Origin of the sequence: Aquabacter sp. L1I39 (assembly GCF_017742835.1) — a bacterium.
In the GTDB taxonomy this organism is placed as follows: domain Bacteria; phylum Pseudomonadota; class Alphaproteobacteria; order Rhizobiales; family Xanthobacteraceae; genus L1I39.
This window is the reverse complement of record NZ_CP072392.1, coordinates 3,659,097-3,676,091: the sequence shown is the minus strand read 5'-3', so window position 1 is coordinate 3,676,091 and position 16,995 is coordinate 3,659,097. Positions and strand designations below refer to the sequence as shown.

The window sequence follows — 16,995 nt, the reverse complement described above, 5'->3', positions numbered from 1 at the left end:
GCCGGTCTCCCTCTGGCTCCATCGCTCTTTGCCCGCTGGCCCCTGTGGTTTGCTCCTCGCGCGCCCATACTCGCTTGCAGATTGAGGAGGCTGCGAAGTGGGCGAAACGACGGTTTTCGAGGCGCGCCGCATCATCACCATGGATCCAACCCGCCCCGAGGCCACCCATGTGGCCGTCAAGGACGGGCGCATTCAGTCCGTGGGGACGGCCTCGGACTTTGAAGGCATGCCCGTGGACCAGCGCTTCGCCGAGGCGGTGATCTTGCCCGGCTTCGTCGAAGGCCACGCTCATGTCATGGAAGGCACGCTGTGGAAATACACCTATGTGGGCGCGGGCGAGCGGCGTAATCCCGCGGGGCAAAAGGTGGCCGGCCTCGCCTCCATCGACGCGGTGATTGACCGCCTGGCACAGGCGCACCGCGCCGATCCGGGTGAGAGCGTCCTGGTGGGCTGGGGCTTCGACCCGCTGCATATCGCAGGCGCGCGCCTGACGCGGCGCGATCTGGACCGCATCTCGCCGGAGCGCCCCATCGTGGTGTTCCATGCCAGCCTCCACATCATCGTCGCCAACAGCCGCGTGCTCGAGCTGACGGGCTTCACCTCCGAGACCGCCATTGCCGGCGTGGTGAAGCAGGAGGATGGCGCGCCGAGCGGGGAATTGCAGGGGATCGCACCGCGCCTGCGCCTGTTGCGCGCACTCGGCTGGACCTCCTGGACCGGCGACCTGGAGCCCGCGGACGTGACCCGGTTTGCCGCCGCCGCGCAGGTCCAGGGCATCACCACCATCGCGGACCTGCACAACGACCTTCCCGCCAGCACCGTGGACATCTACAGGGCGGCGTGCACGCCCGATCTGCCGGTGCGTATCGTGCCGGCCCTGGCCTCCGCCTCGTGCCCGCCGGAAGAAGGCGTGGCGCGCATCGCGGCGCTGCGGGCGGAGAATACCGAGCGGCTGAAATTCGGCCTCGTAAAGATCATCGTGGACGGCTCGATCCAGGGCTTCACGGCGCGCCTCGGTGCGCCGGGCTACCACAATGGCGCGCCGAACGGCCTTTGGTACGTGGCCCCCGAGGACCTGAAGCGCATTGTCGGCATCTACCATGCGGCCGGGGTGCAGTTGCACATCCACACCAATGGCGACGAGGCGACGGATGCCGCGCTGGACGCGGTCGCCTGCGCGCTCGAAACGGCGCCGAGGGCCGATCACCGGCACACGCTCCAGCATTGCCAGATGGCCCGGCCCGAGCAGCTCGCCCGCGCCAAGGCGCTGGGACTGTGCGTCAACCTGTTCTCCAACCACCTTTATTACTGGGGCGACGTGCACCGCGACGTGACCATCGGCCCCGAGCGCGTGGCGCGCATGAACCCGGCCGCCAGCGCGCTGCGGATGGGCATTCCCTTCTCGATCCACTCCGACGCGCCGGTCACGCCCCTGGGGCCGTTGTTCGTCGCCTGGTGCGCGGTCAACCGCATGTCGTCGTCCGGTGCCGTGCTCGGCCCGGAGGAACGGCTCAGCGTTCCGCAGGCGCTTCATGCCATCACCCTCGGCGCCGCCTACACCCTGCACATGGACACGGACATCGGCTCCATCACGCCCGGCAAGCAAGCCGATTTCGTGGTTCTCGCCGACGACCCGCTCACCACGCCGCCCGAGGCGCTGAAGGACATCGCGATCCTCGCCACAATGGTCGGCGGCGCCATCCACCCGGCGGCGCGCGCATGAGGCGCCCGTCCCGCCCGTCCCGCCCGCGCCAACCCCAGCCCCTCACCGTCATCGGGGGCTTTCTGGGGGCCGGCAAGACGACCCTGGTCAATCACCTCCTCGCCGGCGGAGAGCGCCGTTACGCGGTGCTGGTGAACGATTTCGGCGCGGTCAATGTGGATGCCGGCCTGATCGCCAGCCATGACGGCCAAACCCTGCGCCTGACCAATGGCTGTATCTGCTGCAGCCTCGGAGAAGGGTTCCTGACGACGCTGGCGCGGGTGCTGGCGGAGCCGGAAGGGTTCGATCACATCCTCATCGAAGCGAGCGGCGTCGGCGATCCCAGCGCCATTGCGGACATTGCGCTGGTGGAGCCGGATCTGGTCCTGAGCGCGATCCTCGTGGTGGTGGACGCGGAGAGCGTCGCGTCCCAATTGCGCGATCCGCGCATCGGCGACACCGTGCTGCGGCAGGTACAGGCCGCAGACATCCTGATCCTCAACAAATGCGACCGGATGGATGATGCAGGGCGGGCGCAGGCGCGGGCCGCGCTGGAGGGGCTCGCGCCGCGCTGCCCGGTGCTGGAGGCGGTGGACGCCCGGATTCCGGCACAGATTGTGGCGCCGGGGCTCGATGAGCGACGTTCGCGCTTCCGCGCCTCTTCCCCCGCAAGCCACGAGACGCGCTTCGGCCGCATCCTGTATGAACGCGCCGGCGCGTTCGAGCCCAACGCGTTGCGCGCGGCGCTGAACCGCGCGCCGGCGGACCTGCTGCGCCTGAAGGGGTGGGTGCGCCTGGGTCCGCACGCCACGCCTCATATTCTGCAGATGGTGGGACGGCGCTGGACAATGACGCCGTTGCAAGGTGATGCAGTGCCGCCGGGCGAGATCGCTCTGGTGGGTATCGCGTCGGGCGATGGGCCCGCCGACCGCGCGCTGGCGGACCTGCTCGATCTCGCCCTTCTCCCCGTCCCCCTCCCGATCCCCGCTTGCCTTACGCCTGCCCCGCCCTGCAACGTCACCGGAGACCATCCCCGATGCAACTGACCAAACGCGCATTCATCGCCGCAGGCGTCTCCTGCCTCATGGCGCTCGCCGCGCCCGTCCGCGCCGAGACCATGGCTCCGCTGGTGATCGGAACCACGCAGGTCGCACGCCACTTCAACGGCGCGGTGCAGTCCGGGCTCGCGACGGGCATGATCTCCACCCAATTGTTCGCCAGCCCTCTGCGCTATGACGACAAGTGGAATCCCCAGCCCTATCTTGCTGAATCCTGGGAGGTTTCGCCGGATGGCCGGTCGGTGACCCTGCATCTGGTGAAGACGGCGGTGTTCCACGACGGCCAGCCCGTCACCTCCGCCGACGTGGCCTTCTCCATCGACGTCATCAAGAAGAACCACCCCTTCCAGACCATGCTGGCGCCGGTGGAGAGCATCGAGACGCCAGACGCCCATACGGTGGTGCTGCGCCTTTCGCGTCCGCACCCCGCTTTGCTGCTCGCCATGTCTCCGGCGCTGATGCCGATCCTGCCGAAGCACGTCTATGGCGACGGGCAGGACATCCGCACCCATCCGGCAAACCTTGCGCCCGTGGGCTCCGGGCCGTTCAAGCTCGTGTCCTACAAGCAGGGCGAGACCATCGAGCTGGAGCGGTTCGACAAGTTCTTCCTGCCCGGCCGCCCCAAGCTGGAGCGGATCGTGTTCCGCATCCTGCCGGACATGAACAGCCTGGTGATCGCGACCGAGCGGCACGAAGTGGGCATGCTGCCCTTCCTCACCGGCGTCCTCGACGTGAAGCGCCTGACGGGCGCTGCGGGCGTCGGGATCACGACCAAGGGATATGAGGGCATCGGCCCGCTCAACTGGCTGGCCTTCAACACCGGCAAGAAGCCGCTGGACGATGTGCGGGTGCGCAAGGCCTTGGCCTATGCGGTGAACCGGGATTTCATCACCCAGAAGCTGATGGGCGGCACCGCGACCCCGGCGACCGGCCCCATCGTTCCAAGCTCGCCCCTGTTTGAGCCCAATCTGGAGCAGTACAAGCTCGACCTGAAGAAGGCGGAGCAGCTGCTGGACGAGGCGGGCCTCAAGAAGGGCGCCGACGGCACGCGCCTGACCCTGACCATCGACTATATTCCGAACCAGAACGAGCAGCAGCGCAACGTCGCCGAATATCTGCGCTCCGCCTTCAAGCGCATCGGCGTGACCCTGGAAGTGCGCGCGGCGCCCGACTTCGCCACCTGGGCGCAGCGGGTCGCGAACTTCGATTTCGACCTGACCATGGACTCGGTGTTCAACTGGGCCGACCCCGTCATCGGCGTGGCGCGCACCTATCTCAGCAGCAACATCCGGAAGGGCGTCATCTGGTCCAACACGCAGCAATACAGCAACAAGCGCGTGGACGAGCTTCTCGATGCGGCCGCGATCGAAGGTGATCCCACCAAGCGCAAGGCGCTCTATAGCGAGTTCCAGAAGATCGTCGCCGATGAGGTTCCGATCACCTTCATCAACGTGACCCCCTATCGCACCGCCTATGATCAACGTCTGACGGGCCTGCCGGATTCGATCTGGGGCGTGCTGTCCCCGCTCGACGAAGTCTCCTGGTCCTCCGGGGCGGCGAAATGACGAGGGCGTCGGCATTCCTCGGGCGAGCCGCGCGACAGGCGCTCAACATTGTCGGCCTCCTGGCGACCGTGGTGGTGCTCAACTTCCTGCTGATCCAGACTGCGCCGGGAGATCCGGCGCAGGTGATCGCCGGGGAGATGGGCGGCGCCTCCCCCGAGGTGCTGGCGCAGATCCGCGCGCAATATGGCCTCGACCGCTCCCTTCCGGAGCAGCTTCTCACCTATCTCGGGAAGGTGGCCCAGGGGGACCTGGGCTATTCCTTCTACTTCAACCAGCCGGTGACGGGGCTGATCCTGAACCGACTGCCGGCGACCCTGCTGCTGGTGGTCTCCGCCTTGTTTGTCGCGGTTGTGGTCGGGGGCGGGCTTGGGGCGCTCGCGGCCCGCAAGCCCAATGGCGCCCTGAGCCGCGCGGTGTCGGTGGGCTCAACCGCCGCCCATGCCGCGCCCGTGTTCTGGACCGGCCTCATGCTGCTGGTCCTGTTTTCCTCCCTCTGGCCGGTCCTTCCCGTGGCCGGCATGGATGACCCCGCCGCGCGTCATACCGGGCTGGCTTATGTGCTCGACGTGCTGAGCCATCTGGTCCTGCCGACGGTCACCCTGGCCATCGTCTATATCGCCCAATACAGCCGCCTGATGCGGGCGAGCATGATTGACGCGCTGCATGCCGACTATGTGCGCACGGCGCGGGCCAAGGGACTGCCGGAACGGGTGGTCATGGGCAAGCATGCGTTGCGCAACGCCCTGATCCCCCTCGTGACCATGGTCGGGATGCAGTTCGGCCAGATGTTCGCCGGGGCGGTCCTCGTGGAGACGGTGTTTTCCTGGCCGGGTCTTGGACGGCTGGTGTTCGATTCCATCCTGCGGCGGGATTATCCGACCCTGCTCGGCATCCTGTTCTTCTCGGCGCTTCTGGTGGTCCTGGTGAACCTGCTGACCGATGTCATCTACCGACTGATCGATCCCCGCATCCGGACCGGGAGGGCTGCATGACCGCCATCGAGACACGCGCCCCCACAGCCGCGCCGTCCGCCGCGCCGCGCACCGTCGCCTCGCCGGGGGCCACCGCCTTTCGCCTGTTCCTGGCCAATCCCATCGGGCTTGCCGGCCTGCTGATCCTGACCGCGCTGGTGGTCGCGGCCCTGGCCGGCCCGCAGCTTTATGGCGTGGACGCGCTCGATATTGCCGGGATGCCGTTCCAGCCGCCGGGCGAGGACCCGGTGCTCGGAACCGACTATCTCGGTCGCGACATCCTCGCCGGGCTGCTCCAGGGCGGTCGGGCGAGCCTCGCGGTCGGGTTCACCTCCGCCCTGATTACGGTGGTCATCGGCGTCGCCTTCGGCTCGATCGCGGGGTTCTTCGGCGGCGCGGCCGACACCTTGCTCATGAAGGTCACCGAATTCTTCCAGACCTTGCCGACGCTGTTGTTCGCCATGGTTCTGGTGACCCTGTTCGGCCAGCATCTCACGGTCACCACCATCGCCATCGGCATCGTCTCCTGGCCACCTACCGCGCGGCTCGCGCGCGCCGAATTCCTGCGCTTGCGCGGGCTGGAATTCGTCAAGGCGGCGCGGGCGTGCGGCGCCACGCCGGCCTATCTCATCCTGCGCGTGGTCCTGCCCAATGCGGCGCCGCCGATCATTGTTTCCGCCACCCTCGCGGTGGGCACCGCGATCCTGTTCGAAGGCGCCCTGAGCTTCCTCGGCCTTGGCGACCCCAATGTCATGAGCTGGGGCCTCATGCTGGGACAGAACCGGGCCTATGCGCTCGATGCCTGGTGGACGGTGCTGTTTCCCGGCGGCGCCATCTTCCTCGCGGTTCTCGGTACCAGCCTCGTGGGCGACGCCTTCAACGACGCCATCAATCCCCGCCTCAGGAAGCGTTGACATGAGCCCCATCCTGTCCGTCCGCGACCTCACGGTCCTGCTGAAGCGGCCGTCCGGTCCGGTTCCTGTCCTGGAGCGCCTCTCCTTCGACCTCGACCGTGGCCGCACCATCGCCCTTGTGGGGGAATCCGGGTGCGGAAAGAGCATGACGGCCCTGGCCATCATGGGCCTGCTGCCCGAAGGGTTCGCTCTCGAATCGGGGGCCATCCTGCTGGATGGCGAAGACGTGGCGAAGGTCGCGCCCGGGCGCCTGCGCGCCTTGCGCGGCAACGCCATGTCCATGATCTTCCAGGAGCCCATGACGGCCCTGAACCCGGTCTTCACCGTGGGCGACCAGATCTGCGAGGCGCTGCGGCTGCACCAGGGGCTGGGCCGCAAGGCGGCCATGGAGCGGGCGCTTGCCATGCTGAAGGCGGTTCAGATTCCGGCCGCCGAGCAACGGCTCCATGCCTATCCCCACGCTTTGTCGGGCGGCATGCGCCAACGCGTCATGATCGCCATGGCGCTGGCCTGCCGGCCCAAGCTCCTGATCGCGGACGAACCCACCACCGCGCTCGATGTGACGGTGCAGGCGCAGGTCTTCGACCTGTTGAAGGACCTGCAGCAGGAAATGGGAACCGCCATCGTTCTCATCACCCACGATCTCGGCGCGGTGGCGGACATCACCGAGACGGTCGCGGTGCTCTATGCCGGGCGGTGCGTCGAGCAGGGGCCGACCCAGGAGGTCATGCGCGCGCCGCGCCACCCCTATACGCGCGGGCTGATGGCCTGCTCTCCGCATCTCAGGCTTGGGGCGGCGGCGGCCGCCGCGCCTGACCTGCTTCAGGAGATTCCGGGCCTTGTGCCTCCGTTGGGGCAGAGGCCGGCGTCCTGCACCTTCGCGCCGCGCTGCGCGCGCGCCACGGGGGCCTGCACCCAGGAGATGCAGCCGCCGCTCTCCGAGATTTCTCCCCACCATGCGGTGTCCTGCCGCCATCCCGAGGGAAGGGCCGCCGCATGAGCATGATGGACAGCGATCGTCGGCGTCCCGTCCTCCAGGTCAACGACCTGACGGTGCATTTCCCCGCCCCGGGCGGCCGGGTGGTGCACGCGGTGGACGGCGTGAGCTTCGAGGTCCAGGAGGGCCGCAGCCTCGGCATTGTCGGGGAATCGGGTTCGGGCAAATCCACCACGGCCCAGGGCGTGATGCGGCTGGTGCCCGCCACGGCCGGCCAGGTGGTGCTTCATGATGAGGATTTCCTCGCCCTGCGCGGCCGGCGCCTGCGTCAGGCGCGCCGCCGCATCCAGATGGTGTTCCAGGACCCCTTCGCCTCCCTCGACCCGCGCCGTCAGGCGGGCGAGCTGGTGGCCGAGCCGCTGCGCCTTCTGGAAGGACTCTCGCGCCGCGCCGCGGCGGAGCGGGTGGCGCAGCTCCTGCTTTCGGTCGGCCTTCCGCCGGAGGCGGCGTTTCTCTATCCGCACCAGTTCTCCGGCGGGCAGCGCCAGCGCCTGTGCATCGCCCGTGCCCTCGCCACGGAACCCGACCTGATCGTCTGCGACGAGGCGGTCTCTGCGCTCGACGTGGCGATCCAGGCGCAGATCCTCAACCTTTTGCGCCGTCTCCAGGAGGAGCGGGGCATTGCCTATATTTTCATCTCCCACGATCTCGGCGTGGTGCAGCATCTGTGCGACGAGATCGCGGTCATGTATCTCGGCCAGATCATCGAGCAGGGGCCGACGGCGAGCTTCTTCACGGCCCCCCGGCACCCCTATAGCTGGTCGCTCATCTCGGCCGCCGTTCCGGCCGGAGTGATGCGCGACCGGCTGAAGGCGCGCTACCTCGTCCGGGGTGAGCCGCCGAGCCCCATCGACCCGCCGAGAGGCTGCCGCTTCGCCGGGCGATGCGCCTTTGCGGAGGATCGCTGCCGGGCGGAAGCGCCGCTCCCGGTCGCGGTGGGACCGCGCCATTTCGTGTCCTGCCACCGCGCGGGCGAGATCGAAGCCCCGGATTTTTCCGCCCAGCCGGCCACCCTCTGCGCCTGAGGCGCGGCCGGGCCTTTCTCGGCCCGGCTGCGGAGGGTGCGCAGTGCTGGCACCGGTCTTGCTTCTCATGACCCGACACAGTCATGACGGAGCAGCGAACGACGTGGACGACGAACTCCGCTGGAAGCGCATTTTCGGGGAGCCGGACCGTACCGGTGCCCACCTGCATGTCCAGCTTCGGCGCGCCATCGTGCATGCGGTGGAGACCAACCAGCTGGGGGTCGATGTCCGCTTGCCGTCCTCCCGCCAGCTGGCGAGCCTGCTTGGCATCGGCCGCAACACGGTGAATGCGGCCTACCAGCAACTGGTGGACGAAGGGCTCCTGGTGGCGCGCGAGCGATGCGGCATTTTCGTCGCGGTCTCGCCGCCCAGCCGCAAGCCGCGCCTGGTGCCCAAGGCGGGAGGGGCCGACTGGTCCGCCCGCTTCGCCATGCGCCCGTCCGCCCAGCCCCAGATCGTCAAGCCGAGGGATTGGCTGTCCTATCCCTACCCCTTCCTGTTCGGCCAGTTCGATCCCGCGCTCTTTCCCAGCAACAATTGGCGCGAGAGCGTGCGGGCGGCCTCCCATGTCCGGCAGATCAACGGCTGGGCCGGCGATCTGATCGACGAAGACGACGCGGACCTCGTGGACCAGTTGCGCCAGCACGTCCTGCCCCGCCGCGGCGTGATTGCGAGTGCCGACGAGATCATCGTGACCATCGGCTCCCAGCAGGCGCTGTCCATGCTGGTGCAGTTGCTGGTGGGGCGCGACACCCCGGTGGGGGTGGAAAATCCCGGCTATACCGATGTCCGCAACATGGTGCGCCTGACCACGCAGGACGTGGTGAACCTCACCGTGGATGCCCACGGCGTCGTGCCGGACTCCCGCCTTGCGGGCCGCAAGGTGGCGTTCCTCACCGTGGGCCACCAATGTCCCACCACCGCCGTCATGCCTCTGGCGCGCCGACGCGACCTGCTGGCCATGGCCGAGCGCCACGACATCCTGATCGTGGAGGATGATTACGAAGCGGACATGGATTTCGACGGCGGCCAGGCCATCCCATGCCTGAAGAGCCTCGATCCGTCGGGACGGGTGATCTATGTGGGCAGCTTCTCCAAGGCGCTCGCGCCGGGTCTGCGGGTCGGCTACATCGTGGCGCCCGCGCCGGTTGTGGCTGAATTGCGGGTGCTGCGGCGGCTGATGCTGCGCCATCCCCCCTCCAACAATCAGCGCAGCCTCGCCACCTTCATCGCGCTCGGCCATTACCGGCACCATCTGAAACGCTGCGGTGAGGTGCTGAAGACCCGTGCGGACCTGATCGAATCCCTGCTGCCGGCACTCCTGCCCGACTGCCATTGGCGGCGCGATCCGAGCGCGACCAGCTTCTGGATCGAGGCGCCGCCCGGCACCGACATGCGCGCCATTGCCGAGCAGGCGCGCGTTGAACATGGCGTGCTGCTCGAACCGGGTGACATCTTCTTCAACCGGCCGGAGGAGGCGCGGCGTTTCTTCCGCCTGGGTTTCACCGCCATTGCGACCCACCGGATCGAAACGGGCCTGCGGCTGCTGGCGGGGCTCATGCCGGCCCATGCCGGCCGCGTGAGCCGCGGCCGGAAGCTATAACGGCCCGCGTCGCCGGCCCGCTCCGGCTCTCCTGTAAGCCTTTCCGGCCGCGCGCTGCCCGTGCCTCCGCAGGGGCGTGGCCCCGTCATTGCCTCGTCGCTGGCTCTTATGCCCGCTGGGTCCCGTCCGCCAAATGGCGGCAAGGATCCGCCGGCGCAGCGCGCCGGACGAGGGCTTCTTGAGGGCAACGGTTCCCATCGCCCCTGCTTCCGCCTCGTCCGCTCCCGGCACCGCGTCCTTAGGAGGTGCCGCAGTCATGTCCCTGCTCGTGTTCGGCGGCATCTCGTTCCTGGCCGCGACCTTTCGCGGCCTGACCGGTTTCGGTTTCGCGCTCATCGCGGCGCTGGGCCTGTTCGCCTTTCCCTCACCGAGCGAAGGCGTCGTCTTCATCCTGATCGCCGACCTTGTGCTCACCATCTTCCTGCTGATGGATCGCGACCATGGACGGGTGGACTGGCCGATCACGCGCATGCTGCTCGTCATGGGCTTCTTCGGTGCGCTCGGTGGCACGCTGCTGGCGGTCCAACTTGATGCGGAAACCGCCAAGCAACTGGTTGCGGTGGCGGTGTTCCTGGCCGCCTGCCTCGCCATGGTCCGTCACCCGCCGCACTGGCTGCGCCATACCGTCCTCGGTGCGCTGATCGCCTGCGTGGTGGGCGCGCTGCTCGCGGCCTTCGCGGTAGGCGGGCCGCTGATTGCCGCCTGGCTGCTGGCGCGCGGGTCCGACCAACGGATGCTGAAGGGAACGCTCGCGGTCTTCTTCGGCGCGGTGGATGCGATCAGCCTCCTGGCGCGCGCCATGCTGGGTGGCCTCGGCCCAGACCTTCCTGCCCATCTGGCCCAGTTTGGACTTCCCACCTGCGCCGGCTTCGCGCTGGGCCGCGCGCTGAGCACGCGCATCAGTTCCGAGGCCTGGCGGCGCCTTTCGGCGGGCGGATTGGTCGCCATCGCCGCCGCTGGCCTCGTCCAGACCGTCCTCGCCTTGGGCGCGGACGTCCTGACCTGGCAATGAAGGACCCCTGCATGTCAAAGATCGCATTGGTGACCGGCGCCACCGCCGGATTTGGCGACGCTATCGCGCGCCGCCTGGTGGCAGATGGCTGGCGGGTCGTCGTGACGGGGCGGCGGCGGGAGCGCCTGCAGGCGCTGGCCCGCGATCTGGGTGGCGCGCAGCATGCCCATCCCTTGACCTTCGACATCACGGACGCGGATGCCACGAAAGCCGCGCTCGCCGCGCTTCCCGATGACTTTCGCCCAATCTCCGCCCTCGTCAACAATGCCGGGCTCGCCTTGGGCACCGGTCCCGCGCAAGCCTGCGACCTCGATCACTGGAAGCAGATGATCGACACCAACATCACAGGGCTCGCTACCATCACGCGCCTGCTCATCGACGATCTGATCGCGACCCACGGCCTCATCGTCAATCTGGCGTCCATCGCGGCGCATTGGCCTTATCCGGGGGGGAACGTCTATGGGGGCACCAAAGCCTTCGTGCGCCAGTTCTCGCTCGGCCTGCGGTGCGACCTCTCCCGACACGGAGTGCGTGTGACCTCGCTGGAGCCGGGGCTCTCAGAAAGCGAGTTCACGCTGGTCCGCACCGGCGGCGATAAGGCCGCGTACGACGCACTTTATGCCGGCGCCCACGCGCTCCAGCCGTCGGACATCGCAGAGGCCGTGGGCTGGGTCGCGGGCCTGCCGCCTCATGTGAATGTGAACAGCCTCGAACTCATGCCGGTGAGCCAGTCCTGGGCCCCCTTTGCCGTGCACCGCACCGCCGCCGCCTGAGGACGCGCGCCCATTTCGCCCCCCGACCGCCCGTCTGGCGCGTGCGCCGGACCCGCAAGGAGATTTGCCATGAATGAAATGCTGCGTTCCAACGACATGCGTGAGGTGATCGAGGCCGACCGCGCCCATGTCTGGCACCATCTGGTCCAGCACAAGGCGTTCGAGACCAGCGATCCGCGCGTGTTTGTGGAGGGCAAGGGCCTGCGCCTGTGGGACGCGACGGGCCGGGAATTCCTCGACGCCCTGTCGGGCGGCGTATGGACTGTGAATGTGGGATACGGGCGCGTCAGCATCGCAGATGCGGTGCGCGACCAATTGGTGAAGCTCAACTATTTCGCAGGCGCCGCCGGGTCCATCCCGGGCGCGCTGTTCGCCCGCAAGCTGATGGAAAAGATGCCGGGCATGACCCGCGTCTATTATTCCAACTCGGGCTCGGAGGCGAACGAGAAGGTGTTCAAGATGGTGCGCCAGATCGCGCACCGGCATCATGGCGGCCGCAAGTCCAAGATCCTGTTCCGCGAGCGCGACTATCACGGCACCACGCTCGGCACGCTGGCCGCCTGCGGCCAGCCCCAGCGTTACGAGCAGTACGGGCCGCTGCCGGGTGGCTTCGTTGAAGTGCCTCACTGCCTGGAATATCGCAGCCAGTTCGGAGCGGTGGACAATTACGGCGAGATGGCCGCCGACGCCATCGAGCAGGTCATTCTGCGCGAGGGGCCGGACACGGTGGGCGCGCTGTGCCTGGAGCCGGTGACCGCCGGCGGCGGCGTGATCACCCCGCCCTCCGGCTATTGGGAAAAGGTGCAGGACATCTGCCGGCGCCATTCCATCCTGCTGCATATCGACGAGGTGGTCTGCGGGGTCGGACGCACGGGCACCTGGTTCGGCTACCAGAATTACGGAATCCAGCCGGACTTCGTGACCATGGCGAAGGGTGTCGCCTCGGGCTATGCGGCGATCTCGTGCACCACCACGACCGAACAGGTCTTCGACCTCTTCAAGGATGATCCGTCCGATCCCATGTCCTTCTTCCGTGACATCTCCACGTTCGGCGGCTGTGTCGCGGGGCCAGCGGCAGCGCTTGAAAACATGCGCATCATCGAGGACGAGGATCTGCTGAACAATACGGTGCAGATGGGCGCCCGCCTGATGGACGGGCTGAACGGCCTCGCCGAACGCCATGCGGCCATCGGCGAGGTGCGCGGCAAGGGCCTGTTCTGCGGGGCCGAGCTGGTGGCGGACCGCGCGACACGCGAGCCGGCCGACGAGAAGCGCGTCCAGGCGGTCATCGCGGACTGCATGGCGCAGGGCGTGATCATCGGCGCCACCAACCGCTCCATTCCGGGGTTCAACAACACGCTGTGCCTCAGCCCGGCTTTGATCGCCACGGCTGATGACATCGACCGCACTGTGGAGGCCATCGACGGCGCGCTCGGCCGCGTGTTCTGACGCCGTGCGTAGCCGGGACCCAGGGTCCCGGCTACGCACCCGCTCACAGCGCGCCGGTGGGCACCGGCAGCATCGCCTCATAGGCGCGGGCGAAGGCCAGAAGCGCGCGCTCGCCGCGCGGCGCACCGATGATCTGGAGCCCCATGGGCAGGCCGTCCTTGAAACCGGCCGGAACGCTGATCACCGGGCAGCCGGAGAGGGTCGCGGGGACGATCACTTCCATCCAGCGGTGATAGCTGTCCATGGCGCGTCCGTTGATCGTCTGCGGCCAATGCATCTCCACCGGGAAGGGGAAGACCTGCGCCGAGGGGATGGCCAGAAAATCGAACCCATCGAACAGGCGGCAGATTTCGCCATACCAGCGCCCGCGCATCTGGATGGCGGCCGACAGGTCGGCCGCGCCGAGGCGAAGCCCGCCTTCCGCCTCCCACACCGCCTCGGGCTTGAGCAGCGCCTGCGTGCGCGGGTCCTCGTACAAAGGCTTGAGGCGCGCCAGCTGGTTGAACTGGCGCAGCACCACGAAGGCCCGCCACAGGGCCTCGAAATCGAACGCGGGCGTGACAGGCTCCACCTGCGCGCCGGCGGCGGACGTGGCCTTCAGCGCGCCCTCGCACAGGTCAAGGATGCCCGGCTCGAACGGCAGGTGACCGCCGAGGTCGCCGAGCCAGCCGATGCGCGGCACCGCCGGCGGCGTGGCGTCGCCGAATGTGGCCTCCGCGGGCAGAGAGAGCGGGGCGCGCCGATCGTAGCCCGCCATCACATCCAGCAGCAGGGCCAGGTCCTCCACCGTGCGGGCCATGGGGCCGTCGGTGCTCAACTGGGCGAAATAGGGATCGGCAGAAGGCCAGGTCGGAACCCGCCCTTGCCCGGGACGCAGGCCGAAAATGTTGCCATAGGCCGCCGGATTGCGCAGCGATCCGCCGAAATCGCTGCCGTCCGCCACCGGCAGGAGGCCAAGCGCCACGGCAACCGCCGCCCCGCCGCTGGAGCCCCCGGCGCTGCGGGAGGGATCGAAGGCATTGCGGGTGGCCCCGAACACCGGATTATAGGTGTGCGACCCCAAGCCGAATTCCGGCGTGTTGGTCTTGCCGATGATCACCGCGCCTGCCGCCTTCAGCCGCTCCACCAGGAGCGAATCCGTCTCGGGGATAAAGTCCGCGAAAATCGGCGAGCCGAACGTCGTGCGCAGCCCGGCCGTGGGGCTGAGGTCCTTCACCGCCATGGGAAGGCCGTGGAGCGGGCCGAGCGGCTCTCCTGCGGCCACGCGCGCGTCAGCGGCCTCGGCCTCGCGCAGAATGTCCTCGCGCGGGCGGAGCGAAACCACCGCATTGTAGCGGGGATTGAGCATTTCGATGCGATCGAGAAATGCACACGCAATGTCGCGGCACGAGGCCTGCCCGATGCGGATGAGGCGTCCCAGGGGCACAGCGCCCAGTTCATGGAGGGAGGTCATGGGCGATCGCTCAAGGTTTCAGTGGGCGGGGGCAGGTTCCATAACCTGCGGCCCGTTTCTCTTTCCTGACGGGTCACGCCTTCCGTTTCCAGACCCAGCGACGCGCAAGCCACAGATCCACGCGGCCCGCCGGGGTTTGAATGGAATGGAGGCAAAGCCTCTGTGGGGGTGCGTGACCTGAGACCCTGATCCTCATTCGGCGCGAAGATGGGTTTCAATTGCGGCGGCAGCGGTTATAAGGGTTGCGAGGGGCGCGCCCGAGGAAGGCATAATCGCAATCTGAGACGATGAAGGCGCACCATTCCGACATGGTCTCTCCTCCCTTCAACATTTCGTCGTCACGCGCGGTGATGAACGCCCATTTTGCTTCATCGTCCAAACCTAAATACCCTAACGCAGCCCGATCAATTCAACGCTACAGCGTAATTCGGACACCTTCGGTGGCGGGTGGGATTCACGTTTTCATGAACGGTTCAGGCGCATCTGACCCGGTCATAGCCCGGTTTCCACCACCGGATTTCCGGCTGCAGATCATTAACAGGTTTTCCGAAATAACAATTTCTATCAAGTGAATTTGGCGGAAGGGGTGGGATTCGAACCCACGGTGGGCTTGCACCCACGGCGGTTTTCAAGACCGCTGCCTTAAACCACTCGGCCACCCTTCCCCGGAGCCCGGCGCGAATCGATGGAAACGCTCCGCTCTCGCCCCTCGTCCGCCGGAGGCGAGAGCCGGTGCGGCGGCTCATGTGAAGTGAAGCCGCCGCGCGTGCGGACGTTTGCCTCATACCCCACGGTGCGGGTGCCGTCGAGACGGCAACTGTGGATGGCGCGCGTCTTGAAGACCGAGGGATCATGGCGGCAGGAGGGGGCGCAGGAAGGCGTCGAGGTCGCCGCCCGGAAACAGATGGCCGCAGATGCCAGCAGCGGCAGCCGCCTCAACATCGGACGCCTTGTCTCCGATGAGGAAACTGCGCTTCGGATCCACCGGAAACGAAGCCATTAGATCCGTGATCATGCCCGGCCGAGGTTTGCGCCAAGGCGAGTCGTGGCGAAAGGCGTCAAGGGTGCCCTCCGGATGGAAAGGGCAGTAACGCTCGGCGTCGATGCGTGCGCCCTGCCCCGCCAGCAGCGCGTGGATGTGTCCGCGCACCGCAAAATAGTCAGCCTCGCTGTAGAGCCCCCTGGCAATGCCGGACTGGTTGGTGACCACGAATACAAAGTGGCCGGCAGCATTGATGCGACGGACGGCTGCGGCTGCGCCAGGCATCATCACCACCCGCTCCACCTTGCCCACATAGCCGAAATCCTCGTTGAGGACGCCGTCTCGGTCCAGAAAGACGGCAGGGCGCCGGTCGGCGCGGAAAGCGGGAAAAGGGTCGCGCATGCCCCTCCCATAGGCCGCTTTCCCCCGCCGGCGCAAGGCAAAGGCGAAGGCGCCGGAGACAGGGCTCCTGTGCCGCGCCGTTGCCCCCTTCCGTCGCCTGCCGCGCCGAACTAGTGTGACAGGGGGTTCGGACCGCAAGGTGCGGATCGACCATGAAGATCACATCCCAAACGGGAGACCGCCGCCATGTTGAAGCCGCCACTGGAAGGTCAGCTCATTGAAGGCCTTGGCGTGATCGAGACCACTCGAAGCGACAACATCCTGCGCTGGGACGGTCAGATGGTGTATGTGGAGCTGGACATCTACCATAATGGTCAGCTTGTACATTCCAAGTACAAGAAGCGGGTGACGAAGGAAGTGGCCCGCGTTCTGCTTGCCTCCATTACCGGGAGCACGGCCACCAATTGAGGTCGACGTTCCCTTCCTTCGCCATTCAGGTCTTGATTTGGAGGTTGCGTGCAGCCTCCAACTGGCGGTTGAGGAAGGGCAGGTGTTTCTCAGCAAAATCCTTGAGCGCGCTCTGGTCGCCGTCCCGCGCATAGGCGCCGAACACGCCTGCGGCGGCATTGAGCGCGTCGATCTGGGCCTGAACATACAATGCGTCGAAGTCGGTGCCGCGTGCCGTCTTGAGACGTTCGATCATCGTCTCGTGCCTGCCGTCCAGAGCGCTGGGCAAGGTGATGACCCCATTCGCACGGGCGAGGGCTGCGCGCAGATCTGAGACCATGGCGTCATAGGTCGGCGCGCCCTTTTCCGCATAAGCGCGAATATCCTCCCGTCCGCTGCGGGTGCGGGCAAGGTCCGCTGCCTCCCGCTCGAAGCGTGCAAAGAGCCCGGCCGATTCGGCAAAGCTGGGACCAGAGAGCGTACCCCTCAACTGCGCGACCGCTGGAGCGGAGACGCCGGGAATGGCGATCGCGCCCACAACGCCCATGGCGGCAGCCACGCATACCGCCGGCCAGAAGGGGCGCCTTGTTTGAAGACGGCGTGTCATGGCTTTCTTCTCCGTGTCCGCAGACAGGAGAACGTGACGCCACGGGGGCGGGTTCCCTTACGGGATCGACCCCATGGGGGGATAAAATCCCAAAC

Annotated in this window: 16 protein-coding genes and 1 tRNA gene; 12 read left to right on the top strand and 5 right to left on the bottom strand. The window is 67.3% G+C overall.

What is annotated here, in order from left to right; all coding sequences use genetic code 11:
* The first annotated feature begins 97 nt into the window (after positions 1-97).
* The 11 genes from J5J86_RS16625 (at position 98) to J5J86_RS16575 (ending at position 13,069) form a co-directional block, all read left to right on the top strand.
* Positions 98-1,723 (top strand): amidohydrolase, encoded by a 1,626-nt coding sequence (locus J5J86_RS16625; RefSeq protein WP_342449103.1) that lies wholly within the window; start codon positions 98-100, stop codon positions 1,721-1,723.
* On the top strand, positions 1,720-2,748 hold the full coding sequence (locus tag J5J86_RS16620) for a CobW family GTP-binding protein (protein WP_209099938.1): 1,029 nt from the start codon (positions 1,720-1,722) through the stop codon (positions 2,746-2,748). Before J5J86_RS16625 ends, J5J86_RS16620 begins: the two co-directional genes overlap by 4 nt.
* A complete protein-coding gene (locus J5J86_RS16615; protein ID WP_209099936.1) occupies positions 2,739-4,325 on the top strand; it encodes an ABC transporter substrate-binding protein in 1,587 nt (528 codons plus the stop codon). Before J5J86_RS16620 ends, J5J86_RS16615 begins: the two co-directional genes overlap by 10 nt.
* Positions 4,322-5,317, top strand: a complete 996-nt coding sequence (locus tag J5J86_RS16610) for an ABC transporter permease (RefSeq protein ID WP_209099928.1) — start codon at positions 4,322-4,324, stop codon at positions 5,315-5,317. Before J5J86_RS16615 ends, J5J86_RS16610 begins: the two co-directional genes overlap by 4 nt.
* Positions 5,314-6,210 (top strand): ABC transporter permease, encoded by an 897-nt coding sequence (locus tag J5J86_RS16605; RefSeq protein ID WP_209099926.1) that lies wholly within the window; start codon positions 5,314-5,316, stop codon positions 6,208-6,210. Before J5J86_RS16610 ends, J5J86_RS16605 begins: the two co-directional genes overlap by 4 nt.
* Before the next feature lies 1 nt (position 6,211).
* Positions 6,212-7,210, top strand: a complete 999-nt coding sequence (locus J5J86_RS16600; protein WP_209099924.1) for an ABC transporter ATP-binding protein — start codon at positions 6,212-6,214, stop codon at positions 7,208-7,210.
* Positions 7,207-8,232 (top strand): ABC transporter ATP-binding protein, encoded by a 1,026-nt coding sequence (locus J5J86_RS16595; RefSeq protein ID WP_209099922.1) that lies wholly within the window; start codon positions 7,207-7,209, stop codon positions 8,230-8,232. The genes J5J86_RS16600 and J5J86_RS16595 overlap by 4 nt, the downstream gene beginning before the upstream one ends.
* A 103-nt stretch (positions 8,233-8,335) precedes the next feature.
* A complete protein-coding gene (gene pdxR, locus J5J86_RS16590; protein ID WP_247657649.1) occupies positions 8,336-9,835 on the top strand; it encodes a MocR-like pyridoxine biosynthesis transcription factor PdxR in 1,500 nt (499 codons plus the stop codon).
* A 256-nt stretch (positions 9,836-10,091) separates the two neighbouring features.
* Positions 10,092-10,847, top strand: a complete 756-nt coding sequence (locus J5J86_RS16585; RefSeq protein ID WP_209099918.1) for a sulfite exporter TauE/SafE family protein — start codon at positions 10,092-10,094, stop codon at positions 10,845-10,847.
* A gap of 11 nt (positions 10,848-10,858) precedes the next feature.
* Entirely contained in the window at positions 10,859-11,620 is a 762-nt protein-coding gene (locus J5J86_RS16580; protein ID WP_209099916.1) for an SDR family NAD(P)-dependent oxidoreductase, read from the top strand.
* Between the two features lie 69 nt (positions 11,621-11,689).
* The gene (locus J5J86_RS16575; RefSeq protein ID WP_209099914.1) at positions 11,690-13,069 is read left to right on the top strand and encodes an aminotransferase family protein; all 1,380 of its coding nucleotides are present in this window, start codon (positions 11,690-11,692) and stop codon (positions 13,067-13,069) included.
* A gap of 43 nt (positions 13,070-13,112) precedes the next feature.
* On the opposite strand, the gene J5J86_RS16570 is transcribed toward J5J86_RS16575, so the two are convergent.
* From J5J86_RS16570 to J5J86_RS16555, 4 genes are all read right to left on the bottom strand, one after another.
* Positions 13,113-14,522, bottom strand: coding sequence for an amidase (locus J5J86_RS16570; RefSeq protein ID WP_209099912.1), 1,410 nt, complete (start codon positions 14,520-14,522; stop codon positions 13,113-13,115).
* A 214-nt stretch (positions 14,523-14,736) separates the two neighbouring features.
* Complete coding sequence (locus J5J86_RS16565) at positions 14,737-14,901, bottom strand: hypothetical protein (protein ID WP_209099910.1); 165 nt, start codon at positions 14,899-14,901, stop codon at positions 14,737-14,739.
* Between the two features lie 196 nt (positions 14,902-15,097).
* Positions 15,098-15,187 (bottom strand) — tRNA-Ser (locus tag J5J86_RS16560).
* Positions 15,188-15,372: 185 nt separating this feature from the next.
* Positions 15,373-15,906: a D-glycero-alpha-D-manno-heptose-1,7-bisphosphate 7-phosphatase gene (locus tag J5J86_RS16555; protein ID WP_209099908.1), complete on the bottom strand. Its 534-nt coding sequence runs from the start codon at positions 15,904-15,906 to the stop codon at positions 15,373-15,375.
* 186 nt (positions 15,907-16,092) lie between these two features.
* Here J5J86_RS16555 and J5J86_RS16550 point away from each other — a divergent pair, with 186 nt between their 5' ends.
* Positions 16,093-16,314 (top strand): hypothetical protein, encoded by a 222-nt coding sequence (locus J5J86_RS16550; protein WP_209099906.1) that lies wholly within the window; start codon positions 16,093-16,095, stop codon positions 16,312-16,314.
* Positions 16,315-16,339: 25 nt separating this feature from the next.
* On the opposite strand, the gene J5J86_RS16545 is transcribed toward J5J86_RS16550, so the two are convergent.
* The gene (locus tag J5J86_RS16545) at positions 16,340-16,900 is read right to left on the bottom strand and encodes a DUF4142 domain-containing protein (RefSeq protein ID WP_209099904.1); all 561 of its coding nucleotides are present in this window, start codon (positions 16,898-16,900) and stop codon (positions 16,340-16,342) included.
* Between the last annotated feature and the right edge of the window lie 95 nt (positions 16,901-16,995).

What these genes read in the sequence shown, in the direction of transcription:
- J5J86_RS16580 (WP_209099916.1), top strand. Translation starts at nt 10,859, where the DNA reads ATGTCAAAGATCGCATTGGTGACCGGCGCCACCGCCGGATTTGGCGAC.
- J5J86_RS16545 (WP_209099904.1), bottom strand. Translation starts at nt 16,900, where the DNA reads ATGACACGCCGTCTTCAAACAAGGCGCCCCTTCTGGCCGGCGGTATGC.
- J5J86_RS16610 (WP_209099928.1), top strand. Translation starts at nt 4,322, where the DNA reads ATGACGAGGGCGTCGGCATTCCTCGGGCGAGCCGCGCGACAGGCGCTC.
- J5J86_RS16595 (WP_209099922.1), top strand. Translation starts at nt 7,207, where the DNA reads ATGAGCATGATGGACAGCGATCGTCGGCGTCCCGTCCTCCAGGTCAAC.
- J5J86_RS16570 (WP_209099912.1), bottom strand. Translation starts at nt 14,522, where the DNA reads ATGACCTCCCTCCATGAACTGGGCGCTGTGCCCCTGGGACGCCTCATC.
- J5J86_RS16555 (WP_209099908.1), bottom strand. Translation starts at nt 15,906, where the DNA reads ATGCGCGACCCTTTTCCCGCTTTCCGCGCCGACCGGCGCCCTGCCGTC.
- J5J86_RS16550 (WP_209099906.1), top strand. Translation starts at nt 16,093, where the DNA reads ATGTTGAAGCCGCCACTGGAAGGTCAGCTCATTGAAGGCCTTGGCGTG.
- J5J86_RS16620 (WP_209099938.1), top strand. Translation starts at nt 1,720, where the DNA reads ATGAGGCGCCCGTCCCGCCCGTCCCGCCCGCGCCAACCCCAGCCCCTC.
- J5J86_RS16615 (WP_209099936.1), top strand. Translation starts at nt 2,739, where the DNA reads ATGCAACTGACCAAACGCGCATTCATCGCCGCAGGCGTCTCCTGCCTC.
- J5J86_RS16605 (WP_209099926.1), top strand. Translation starts at nt 5,314, where the DNA reads ATGACCGCCATCGAGACACGCGCCCCCACAGCCGCGCCGTCCGCCGCG.
- J5J86_RS16600 (WP_209099924.1), top strand. Translation starts at nt 6,212, where the DNA reads ATGAGCCCCATCCTGTCCGTCCGCGACCTCACGGTCCTGCTGAAGCGG.
- J5J86_RS16575 (WP_209099914.1), top strand. Translation starts at nt 11,690, where the DNA reads ATGAATGAAATGCTGCGTTCCAACGACATGCGTGAGGTGATCGAGGCC.
- J5J86_RS16585 (WP_209099918.1), top strand. Translation starts at nt 10,092, where the DNA reads ATGTCCCTGCTCGTGTTCGGCGGCATCTCGTTCCTGGCCGCGACCTTT.